Raw genomic sequence first — 10,387 nt, 5'->3', positions numbered from 1 at the left:
CGGCGTGAGAACCAGAGACGCGCCGCGCGTCACCCCCGACAAGGCAGATCCGATGCGATCGAGTATCCCGCCGACATCCTTTGAATTGCTGCTGACGGTATCGTCGATCATCTTGCGGTCTGTTGCCTCAAGATCGCCCACCTCAAGCAGGCCATCGACGAACATGCGCAAACCTTCCTGGGTCGGCACGCGCCCGGCGCTGATGTGCGGGCTATCCAACAGGCCGAGATATTCCAGGTCCTGCATCACGTTGCGGATCGTCGCCGCGCTTACCTTTTCGCTAAAGTCACGCGTCAGGGTGCGCGACCCCACAGGATCACCATTGGCAAGATAGCTTTCGACCACGCGGCGAAATACTTCGCGCGAGCGGTCGTTCATCTGGTCAAGGGCCTGCCTGTGGTTATTCATCTAATTGGGTTTCCTCATAGGTCTGCCATTAAAGACGGGTTGCGCCAAAGGTCAATCGGGGTTGCCATTGCAGGCGCTTCACCTGTATCCCCCGCCCAACAGCGAAAGGGAATTGTGATGCGACCGTCGGGTAGAGATTTAAGCGAAATGCGGCCAGTTTCAATGGAGACCGGGATTCTGAAACATGCCGAGGGCTCTTGCCTGATCAAAATTGGCGATACGCATGTTTTGTGTACCGCCACGATCGAAGACCGCGTGCCGCCCTTTATCAAGGGCAGCGGCCTTGGCTGGGTCACCGCAGAATACGGCATGCTTCCGCGTTCGACCAATAGCCGGATGCGCCGTGAGGCAGCAGCAGGCAAGCAAGGCGGCCGTACCGTTGAAATCCAGCGCCTGATTGGCCGCTCTTTGCGCGCCGGTGTGGATCGTGTCGCCCTTGGCGAGCGCCAGATCACCGTTGATTGCGATGTCATCCAGGCCGATGGCGGCACGCGCTGTGCATCCATCACCGGCGGTTGGGTTGCGCTTCGTCTTGCGGTTCAAAAGCTGATGAAGGCCGGTGACGTCGTCAGCGATCCGCTTGTTGATCCGGTTGCTGCGGTGTCCTGCGGGATCTACGCGGGCCAGCCGGTGCTTGACCTGGATTATCCCGAAGACAGCGATGCCGGCGTTGACGGCAATTTCATCATGACCGGCTCGAAAAGGCTGATCGAGGTTCAGATGAGCGCCGAAGGTTCGACCTATAGCCGTGACCAGATGAACACCCTGCTCGATCTCGCGGAAAAGGGCGTTGACGAACTTGTCGCCAAACAGCTTGAGGCAACCGGTGCGTAAGTTCAGCGGCGAAACACTGTTGGTGGCCACGCATAACGCGGGTAAACTCGAAGAAATCGCCAATTTGCTTGCCCCTTACGGCGTCCGCGTTGTGGGCGCCGCCGACAAGGGCCTTGCCGAACCCGAAGAAACCGAGACCACTTTTGTCGGCAATGCCCGGATCAAGGCGCATGCCGCCGCCAAGGCAACCGGCCTTCCGGCCCTGTCGGATGATAGCGGTATTGAAATCGACGCCCTGAATGGCGCGCCGGGCGTTTATACCGCTGATTGGGCCGAAACAGAGACTGGTCGTGATTTTATCATGGCCATGACAAAGACCCACGACAGGCTGATCGCATCCGGCGTATCCCAACCCTGGACCGCACGGTTTTGCTGTACTCTGGTGCTCGCCTGGCCCGATGGTCACGACGAGGTTTTTGCCGGGACGGTCGAGGGCTGGATTGTCTGGCCGATGCGGGGCACTGAAGGTCACGGATATGACCCGATCTTTCAGCCGCTGGGGTATGAGACCACATTTGGCGAAATGGATCGCTGGGAAAAGAACCGCATCAGCCATCGCGCCGATGCGTTCGATAAATTCGTAAAGGGCTGTTTTGGCTGAAGATTGGCAAGCAGGGGGCTTTGGCCTTTATATCCATTGGCCGTTTTGTCAGGCCAAATGCCCCTATTGCGATTTCAATAGCCACGTTGCGCGTGAGATAGACCAATCTCGCTGGCTTCATGCCTATTTGACCGAAATCGATCGCTACGCAGAGATGCTTCCGGGGCGCGTTCTTAACAGCGTCTTTTTCGGCGGCGGCACGCCAAGCCTGATGAATCCCGATGTCGTCGCGGCAATCCTTGACCGTGTGCGCCATGCATGGCCCGCTGCCAACGATCTTGAAGTTACGCTAGAGGCCAACCCCGGATCTGTTGAGGCGGGCAAGTTCCGGGCCTTTGCCGAAGGCGGCGTTTCGCGGATTTCCATGGGCGTTCAGGCTCTGAATGATCATGATCTAAAACGGCTTGGGCGTATTCATTCCGTCCAAGAGGCCAAGCAAGCTTTTGATATTGCACGTAAAAATTTCGACCGGGTAAGTTTTGACCTGATCTATGCCCGCCAGGATCAGACGCTGGATGCCTGGCGCTTAGAATTGCAAGAGGCCCTGTCGATGGCGATTGATCATCTTTCGCTCTATCAGTTGACAATCGAAGAGGGCACGGCCTTTGGCGATCGTTATGCGGCCGGGCGACTTCGCGGTCTGCCAGAGGACGACACGGCCGCCGATATGTATCATGCAACTCAGGACATATGCGATGCGGCGGGCCTTTACGCTTATGAGGTTTCAAATCACGCAAAGCCAGGATCGGAATCGCGCCACAACATGATTTACTGGCGCTATGGCGATTACATCGGCATCGGTCCCGGCGCGCATGGGCGTATCACACGCAATGGAGAGCGCTTTGCGACCGAGGCTTATTCCTCTCCCGAGCGCTGGTTGACGTCGGTCGAACAGGGCAATGCGGAAAAGCGCACTACTGCACTTGGTGGTCAAGATCAGGCAACCGAATATCTTCTGATGGGATTGCGGATCAACGACGGGATTGATCCCGAAAGATTTGCCGCCCTTTCCGGGGCCCCGCTTGATGTGACCGCTGTCGCACATCTGCAAGAAATCGGAATGATTGAGACCAATGGGCAGCGCTTGCGCGCCACGTCTCGGGGTCGCGCCGTTCTGAACGCCGTCATTCGCGATCTTCTGCCTGACTAGAGCCGTTTTAGCTGCTTAACAGCCCGCAAAGCTGATCAAGCTGATCAAGCGTGTCATAGCTAATGGTGATCTGGCCATTTTCCTCACCCGAGGCATGGTTGATCGTCACTTTCATCCCAAGATTGGCCGAAAGATCGCCTTCAAGTGCCTTGGTATCGGCATCCTTTTCGGGCGCTTTCCGGGCCTTGACCGTGGCCCCGCCCTCATTGAAGATATTCCCGATACCCGCTTTCGCCAGTTTTTCAGTCTCACGGACCGACAGGTTCTTTTGAATTACCTGGCGCGCAAGGGCAGCCGGGTCATCCGAAGTAATCAGCGCACGCGCATGGCCCGAAGAAATCTTTCCCTCGCGCAGATATCCCAGCACCTCTTCCGGCAGATTCAAAAGACGCACGCAATTGGCAATGTGGCTTCGGCTTTTCCCGAGAACCTCGGCCAGCTTTTCCTGCGTATGGCCAAATTTATGCATCAGCTGGTTGTAACCGGTCGCCTCTTCTACAGGGTTCAGGTCCGCGCGCTGGATGTTTTCGATAATTGCGACTTCCAACACTTCCGTGTCATTGAATTGGCGAACCAAAACCGGAATTTGATGCAGTTTGGCCATCTGCGCAGCACGCCAGCGACGTTCACCTGCAACAATTTCATATTCACCCTCGCGGCGCGGGTTGGGCCGTACGATCAAGGGCTGAATGATGCCCTTTTCCGCAATCGAATTTGCCAGATCCTGAAGCTGTTCCTGGTCAAAGCTGCGGCGTGGCTGATCCGGGTTTGGTTGAACCTTTTCAACCGGCACCATCAAATCAGGCCGCTTTGCCGCCCCCCCGGCCGAAGCGCGGGCATCATCGCCAACATCAGCCATCAGGGCGGACAAACCGCGCCCAAGTCCGCGCTGTTGTGTTTTCTTGCTGGCCATTTGTCTTGTCCTTTTCGGTTCAGGCGGCGACGCGCGCGTTGTTTTGCATCAGTTCCTGCGCCAGATCGCGATAGGCCTGCGCACCTTTGGAATTCGAGTCATAACTCAATACGGAAACTGCATATGACGGGGCCTCGCTTACCCGCACATTTCGCGGAATGCGCGTTCGAAAGACCAGGTCACCAAGATTATCGCGCGCATCCTCTTCAACCTGTGACGAAAGGTTGTTGCGAGCGTCAAACATTGTCAACACGACCCCTTCAATCCGAAGGTTTGCATTCGCGGTCTGGCGCACTTCGCGGATCGTCAGCATCAGTTGCGACAATCCTTCAAGCGCGAAAAATTCGCTCTGAAGCGGGACCAGAACCGAATGAGCGGCGACCATCGCGTTGACAGTCAAAAGGTTAAGCGAAGGCGGGCAGTCAATCAGGACATAATCAAGCGCATAGGCGTCGATCGCATGCTGGCGCAGGGCATCATGCAACAGAAAACTGCGCTTTTCGTTCGAGATAAGCTCAATATCCGCCGATGAGAGATCAACCGTCGCAGGAATGATCATAAGATTATCGTCCGACGTCTTTTGAATGACGTCGCCCAGGCTAATCTCATCTAACAAAAGATCATATGTTGTGTATTCGCGCGCATCCGCCTCTATCCCTAGTCCGGTAGAGGCATTGCCTTGGGGATCCAGATCGACGATCAGAACCCTGGCGCCCGCTTCGGCAAGGGCTGCACCAAGGTTGATTGTGGTCGTGGTTTTGCCAACACCGCCCTTTTGATTGGCAATCGCGATGATCTTTGGTCCGCGTGGGCGAGTTGGATCAGGCACGGGAAACTCCTGCTATCTTCATGATTACGGGACCGGATTCTGTTTTACTTTTAACAAGCTCGTATTTGAAATTCCACTTAGATTGCGCCTCCAAAAGCTCTTTTTCCCAGTTCACACCTTTTGGGAAAATTGCGGTCCCACCGTCACCCAAATGTCGTTCTGCAAATGAAAGCAACAGGTCAAGGCTTCCAAGCGCGCGCGCAGAAAGAACATTGACGCCCATCGGAGGCAAGGCTTCGATCCGGTCATTCAGGACCGATGCGTTGGCGCCGGTTTCTCGGATAACTGTGCGCAGAAAGGCGCACTTTCGGGAATCGCTTTCTACAAGCGTGGTTCTTTGGGGCGAGCCCCGCTCCAAGGCGATGATCGCAACAACAAGCCCTGGGAAGCCCCCGCCAGATCCAATATCCGCCCAGTGATCAACGGGATGGGGCACAAGCCCATACACTTGAGCCGAGTCCTCGATGTGGCGCCACCACAGATCTTCTATTGTGGCTTTCGAAACAAGATTTATCTTCGGGTTCCACTTGCGGAGCAGCTCTGCATAGACTTCCAATCGCTCCTTTGTTTCACGTGAAACATCCAACGCTGAGTTCATGCGGACTTTTCCCGGCCTGCATGGCGAAGCCTGGCAAGAATTAATGTAAGAGCGACAGGTGTCATGCCGTCAATTCTTGCGGCTTTTGCCAGATTTTCCGGGCGACTTGCGTTCAGCTTTGTTTTCAACTCGTTCGACAGCCCGTCAATCTCGGAAAAGCAGAAATCAGGCGGGATAGTTTGTGCCTCATCACGCTTCACCATTTCAGCATCGCGGTTTTGCCGATCTATGTAGTTGAAATAAAGCGCATCTTTTTCCAACTGCGCCCGGCACTCCATGTCGACGCTCGAAAGCGTGTCATCAAGCCGCAGAATATCATCAAACCCGACATCCGGGTAGGCCAGAACCTGAAATCCGCTTCGGCGCGCGCCATCTTGAGATGTTTTAACCCCAACACCGGCGAGCTCACGCGGGGTAAAGCTTTTTGACTCCAGCGCTTCGCGGCCAGCCGAAAGGCGACGCATCTTGTCTTCAAAGATGATCCGGCGATTTTCGCCAACACAGCCAAGCGCTAAACCCATCGGCGTAAGGCGCTGATCGGCATTATCCGCCCTAAGCGAAAGACGGAACTCGGCACGAGAGGTAAACATCCGGTAAGGCTCACTCACGCCGCGGCTTGTCAAATCGTCGATCATCACGCCGATATAGCTATTTGTCCGACTAAACACCGCTGGATCCCTACCAAGAACGGAAAGAGCAGCATTGATGCCCGCGACAAGCCCCTGGGCCGCCGCCTCTTCATATCCAGTTGTCCCGTTGATCTGACCCGCGAGATACAGCCCGGCAACGTCTTTTACCGCCAAAGTGCTATCAAGGGCGCGCGGATCAACGTAATCGTATTCAATTGCATAGCCCGGTTGAAGTATTTCAGCCTGTTCGAGGCCGAAAATCGAACGCACGTAATCAACCTGTACATCCTCTGGCAAAGATGTCGAAATGCCGTTGGGATAGACAACATCATCCGACAGGCTTTCCGGTTCCAGGAATATCTGATGCGAGGTCTTATCAGAAAAGCGCACGATTTTGTCTTCAATCGACGGGCAATAGCGCGGTCCAATTCCATCTATATGGCCGCCGTACATAGCAGACCGCCCGAGGTTTTCACGAATGATATCGTGCGTTCTTTCGTTTGTATGGGTAATACCGCAGGAAACCTGACGCGCGAGCGGTCGCTTTGAGAGGAAAGAAAACAACACGGGATCTTCATCACCGGGCTGTTTCTCCAATTGATCCCAGGCTATTGTTTTGCCATTCAACCGCGGAGGCGTACCGGTTTTAAGGCGTCCAAGTGGAAGATTGAACGAGTCGATGCGTTCGGCAAGCTTGACCGACGGGCGGTCGCCCATGCGCCCGCCTGGACGAGACACCTCACCAATATGGATGACACCGCGCAGAAACGTACCGGTGGTCAAAACCACGGCTCCGGCCGTTATCTCACTTCCGTCAGCAAGCACGATACCCGCGATACGATCATTGCTAAGAATAAAATCCGCCGCTTCGCCCTCAATGACGGTAAGATTTGGCTGTTTTTCGATCTCGGCCTGCATCGCCTGACGATAGATCTTTCGATCTGCCTGTGCCCGAGGGCCTTGCACAGCGGGACCTTTGCGACGGTTCAGAAGACGAAACTGAATGCCCGCGCGATCGGCGACTCGTCCCATCACACCATCAAGCGCATCAATCTCACGAACCAGATGACCTTTGCCCAGGCCACCGATCGCCGGATTACACGACATAACGCCAATGCTTTCGCGGGTGAGGGTAACAAGCGCCGTTCGCGCACCCATCCGTGCCGCGCCATGCGCCGCATCTGCACCGGCGTGACCGCCGCCAATGACAATGACGTCAAAATGTTTCACGTGAAACACTCCTTACTTTCCGAGGCAAAAACTCGAAAAGATTTCATCCAGAACATTTTCGATATCTATGCGTCCTACCAGAGAATCAAGGGCACGGATAGAGGTCCGCAACTCTTCGGCCGCGATATCAGCCATTTCTTCGCCGAGAGGAATTAAAGCCATGGCAGCGTCAAGCGAATCCAGCCCGCGCTGCATCGCCTGCCTGTGCCTTATCCGCGTCGCAAGTCCCGCGCCCGACGCCCGCACGCCAAGCGTTTTAGTAATCTGATCCACCAGGGCAGATAGGCCAAACCCTGTTTTTCCCGAAATCGCGCCCTCGCAATCATCCAAAAGATCCGCTTTCGCGCGCAGTACGATATCGCCATCACGCGGTAAAATCTCTGGTTTCTGTCCCTCTGAGATCAGAAACACGCGCAGGTCTGCATTGTCTGCGCGTGAGCGCGCGCGCTCAATCCCGATCGATTCCACCGCGTCCTCTGTTTCGCGAAGACCGGCGGTATCAAGAAGGGTGACCGGAAGGCCACCGAGGTCCATACGAACCTCTATAACATCCCGCGTCGTGCCGGCAAATTCTGACGTGATTGCTGCATCCCGCCCCGCCAAAGCGTTAAGGAGCGTTGATTTACCTACGTTCGGCGCGCCAACGATTGCGACTTCAAAGCCGCTTCTAATGCGCTCTGCCGCCGAAAATCCCGCGATTTCTACCCGCAGTCCGCTTTGCACAAGACTTACAAGTTCGGTCACCTCTGGCGATACATCGACGGGAACCTCTTCATCGGCAAAATCAATCGTGGCCTCCAAAAGCGCGGCCGCGCGGATCAGGTTTTTACGCCATTCCTCGCACTTTTTACCCAGGTCCCCCGAAAAAACACGCAAGGCCTGTTGGCGTTGCGCCTCGGTTTCGGATTCGATCAGATCGCCAAGGGCCTCGACCTGGGCCAGATCCAAGCGACCGTTTTCCAAAGCGCGCCGCGTAAATTCGCCCGGCCCTGCGGCGCGCAGCCCCTCATGTTGTCCCAATACATCCAGGACCGCCGAAACCACCGCGATACTTCCATGAAGCTGAAACTCGACAACCGGCTCACCTGTAAAGCTTTGATGTTCGGGAAAGGTCAAAACAAGTGCTTCGTCGAGATGTCCGCCTGCACGATCTCGTAAAACACGCAAAGACGCGCGCCGCGGCATCGGCACGTCACCACAAAGCGCCGCGCAGGACAACATGGCGTTTGGGCCAGAGACGCGAATAACGGCGACCCCGGCCTTTCCTTGCGTCGTCGACAAAGCATAAATCGTGTCCATGAACACGCCCCCGTTATGGTGGCTGGGTCAGGTATTCATCGAATCGAAGAATTCCGCATTCGACTTGGTCTGTTTGAGTTTAGACAGCAAGAATTCAACCGCGTCGGTGGTTCCCATCGGATTCAGAATCCGGCGAAGCACAAACGTCTTCTGAAGGTCGACCTTGTCGATCAACAAATCCTCTTTCCGGGTACCAGACTTGAGGATATCGATTGCCGGGAATACCCGCTTATCAGCAACCTTGCGATCAAGCACGATCTCAGAGTTGCCGGTGCCCTTGAACTCTTCAAAGATCACTTCGTCCATACGGCTACCTGTGTCGATCAGGGCCGTTGCGATAATGGTCAGCGATCCGCCTTCTTCAATATTACGCGCGGCACCGAAAAACCGCTTTGGACGTTGCAAGGCATTCGCATCCACGCCCCCGGTCAGAACCTTACCCGAAGACGGAACGACAGTGTTATATGCCCTACCAAGTCTTGTGATCGAGTCCAAAAGAATAACAACATCTCGTTTATGTTCGACAAGGCGCTTGGCCTTTTCAATCACCATCTCTGACACGGCAACGTGACGTGTCGCCGGTTCGTCAAAGGTAGAGCTTACCACCTCACCCTTTACCGAGCGCTGCATATCCGTCACCTCTTCGGGGCGTTCATCGATCAGCAGAACGATCAGATAACATTCCGGGTGGTTTTTCCCGATGCTGTTGGCAATGTTCTGAAGCAGAACCGTCTTACCGGTCCGCGGCGGCGCCACGATCAATGACCGCTGGCCTTTACCGATTGGCGCGACAAGGTCGATCACCCGCGCTGAACGATCCTTGATCGTCGGATCTTCGATTTCCATCGTCATCCGTTCGTCCGGATAAAGCGGCGTAAGGTTATCAAAGGCGATCTTGTGACGGGCCTTTTCAGGGTCTTCATAATTGATCTGCGTGACAGAGGTCAGGGCAAAATACCGCTCGTTCTCGTCAGGCTGCTTCATCTCGCCATCAATCGTATCCCCGGTGCGAAGCGAATATTGGCGGATCATGTCAGGCGAGACATAAATGTCATCCGGACCCGGAAGATAGTTTGCCTCGGTCGAGCGCAAGAACCCGAACCCATCCTGCAAAACCTCAAGCACACCATCGCCGTAAACAGTCCAGCCATCCTCGGCCCGTTCTTTCAGGATCGAGAACATCATCTCGCCCTTGCGCATGGTTGACGCATTCTCGATCTCGAGATCTTCCGCAATCGCAAGAAGATCTTTCGCGGTCATCGCTTTAAGATCGGCGAGGTTCAGACGTTCTTCGGTCATAGCGCAACTTTCACCTGCACCCAAAGGGGCGCATATATCATTCATTGATGGAAAACGGGCCACCCGGACGGGCGCTTGCGCATGTCATAGCCGTCATGGCACGTTTCGTCAATGCGGCCTTAGAACCGCACCACGACCGAGAGAACGATCACAACCATGGCAATGGTCGGGACCTCGTTCATCAGGCGATGCTGGCGCCCTGTGTGCTTGTTCTCACCCCGTATGAAATCCTTTCGGCGCCACCCAAGCCAATGATGGAACCAGGTCAACACCAGGACACCTGAAATCTTGGAATAGGGCCAGACCGCGGACCAATCAACAATACCTGGGGTCATGACCAGGGCCAGACCGAAAACCCAGGTCGCCACCATCGCCGGATTCATGATGAGCCTGAGCAGTTTCACTTCCATGATCTGGAACACTTCATCGCGGCTATCACCAGGTACGGATTGTTCGGTATGGTAAACGAACAAGCGGGGCAGATAGAATAATCCTGCCATCCATGAAATTACCGACATAATGTGAAATGCCTTTATCCAAGGATAAAAGGTAATCAGTAAATCAGACATGGCTATCCTCACTCGGGTCCCAGTCTTT

Annotated in this window: 10 protein-coding genes and 1 pseudogene; 3 read left to right on the top strand and 8 right to left on the bottom strand. The window is 55.1% G+C overall.

Annotation, left to right across the window (positions count from 1 at the left end):
- Nucleotides 1-378: pseudogene (gene hrcA, locus QZ522_RS14400) on the bottom strand (heat-inducible transcriptional repressor HrcA); the annotation flags it as partial.
- Between the two features lie 147 nt (nucleotides 379-525).
- On the opposite strand from hrcA, the gene rph reads away from it, so the two are divergent.
- Genes rph through hemW form a run of 3 tightly spaced genes read left to right on the top strand, consistent with a single transcriptional unit; the run spans nucleotide 526 to nucleotide 2,993 of the window.
- The gene (gene rph / locus QZ522_RS14395) at nucleotides 526-1,242 is read left to right on the top strand and encodes a ribonuclease PH (protein ID WP_294612958.1); all 717 of its coding nucleotides are present in this window, start codon (nucleotides 526-528) and stop codon (nucleotides 1,240-1,242) included.
- Complete coding sequence (rdgB, locus tag QZ522_RS14390; protein WP_294612956.1) at nucleotides 1,235-1,843, top strand: RdgB/HAM1 family non-canonical purine NTP pyrophosphatase; 609 nt, start codon at nucleotides 1,235-1,237, stop codon at nucleotides 1,841-1,843. The genes rph and rdgB overlap by 8 nt, the downstream gene beginning before the upstream one ends.
- The gene (gene hemW, locus QZ522_RS14385) at nucleotides 1,836-2,993 is read left to right on the top strand and encodes a radical SAM family heme chaperone HemW (protein WP_294612954.1); all 1,158 of its coding nucleotides are present in this window, start codon (nucleotides 1,836-1,838) and stop codon (nucleotides 2,991-2,993) included. Before rdgB ends, hemW begins: the two co-directional genes overlap by 8 nt.
- 7 nt (nucleotides 2,994-3,000) lie before the next feature.
- On the opposite strand, the gene QZ522_RS14380 is transcribed toward hemW, so the two are convergent.
- The 7 genes from QZ522_RS14380 to hemJ form a co-directional block, all read right to left on the bottom strand.
- The gene (locus QZ522_RS14380; RefSeq protein WP_294612950.1) at nucleotides 3,001-3,906 is read right to left on the bottom strand and encodes a ParB/RepB/Spo0J family partition protein; all 906 of its coding nucleotides are present in this window, start codon (nucleotides 3,904-3,906) and stop codon (nucleotides 3,001-3,003) included.
- A 19-nt stretch (nucleotides 3,907-3,925) separates the two neighbouring features.
- Nucleotides 3,926-4,735 (bottom strand): AAA family ATPase, encoded by an 810-nt coding sequence (locus QZ522_RS14375; RefSeq protein WP_294612948.1) that lies wholly within the window; start codon nucleotides 4,733-4,735, stop codon nucleotides 3,926-3,928.
- Nucleotides 4,728-5,333 carry a 16S rRNA (guanine(527)-N(7))-methyltransferase RsmG gene (gene rsmG / locus QZ522_RS14370; protein WP_294612946.1) on the bottom strand — a complete coding sequence of 202 codons (606 nt, stop codon included), beginning with the start codon at nucleotides 5,331-5,333 and terminating at the stop codon, nucleotides 4,728-4,730. Before rsmG ends, QZ522_RS14375 begins: the two co-directional genes overlap by 8 nt.
- Nucleotides 5,330-7,192: a tRNA uridine-5-carboxymethylaminomethyl(34) synthesis enzyme MnmG gene (gene mnmG / locus QZ522_RS14365; protein ID WP_294612944.1), complete on the bottom strand. Its 1,863-nt coding sequence runs from the start codon at nucleotides 7,190-7,192 to the stop codon at nucleotides 5,330-5,332. Before mnmG ends, rsmG begins: the two co-directional genes overlap by 4 nt.
- Nucleotides 7,193-7,204: 12 nt before the next feature.
- Nucleotides 7,205-8,491 carry a tRNA uridine-5-carboxymethylaminomethyl(34) synthesis GTPase MnmE gene (gene mnmE, locus QZ522_RS14360; protein WP_294612941.1) on the bottom strand — a complete coding sequence of 429 codons (1,287 nt, stop codon included), beginning with the start codon at nucleotides 8,489-8,491 and terminating at the stop codon, nucleotides 7,205-7,207.
- Between the two features lie 27 nt (nucleotides 8,492-8,518).
- Nucleotides 8,519-9,790, bottom strand: coding sequence for a transcription termination factor Rho (gene rho, locus QZ522_RS14355; protein ID WP_294612938.1), 1,272 nt, complete (start codon nucleotides 9,788-9,790; stop codon nucleotides 8,519-8,521).
- 119 nt (nucleotides 9,791-9,909) lie between these two features.
- The gene (gene hemJ / locus QZ522_RS14350) at nucleotides 9,910-10,359 is read right to left on the bottom strand and encodes a protoporphyrinogen oxidase HemJ (protein ID WP_294612960.1); all 450 of its coding nucleotides are present in this window, start codon (nucleotides 10,357-10,359) and stop codon (nucleotides 9,910-9,912) included.
- Nucleotides 10,360-10,387 lie beyond the last annotated feature (28 nt).

The sequence above is a fragment of the uncultured Roseovarius sp. genome, assembly GCF_913054395.1.
In the GTDB taxonomy this organism is placed as follows: Bacteria; Pseudomonadota; Alphaproteobacteria; order Rhodobacterales; family Rhodobacteraceae; genus Roseovarius.
The sequence above is the reverse complement of the archived record's forward strand: the minus strand, read 5'-3'. Positions and strand labels throughout refer to the sequence as shown.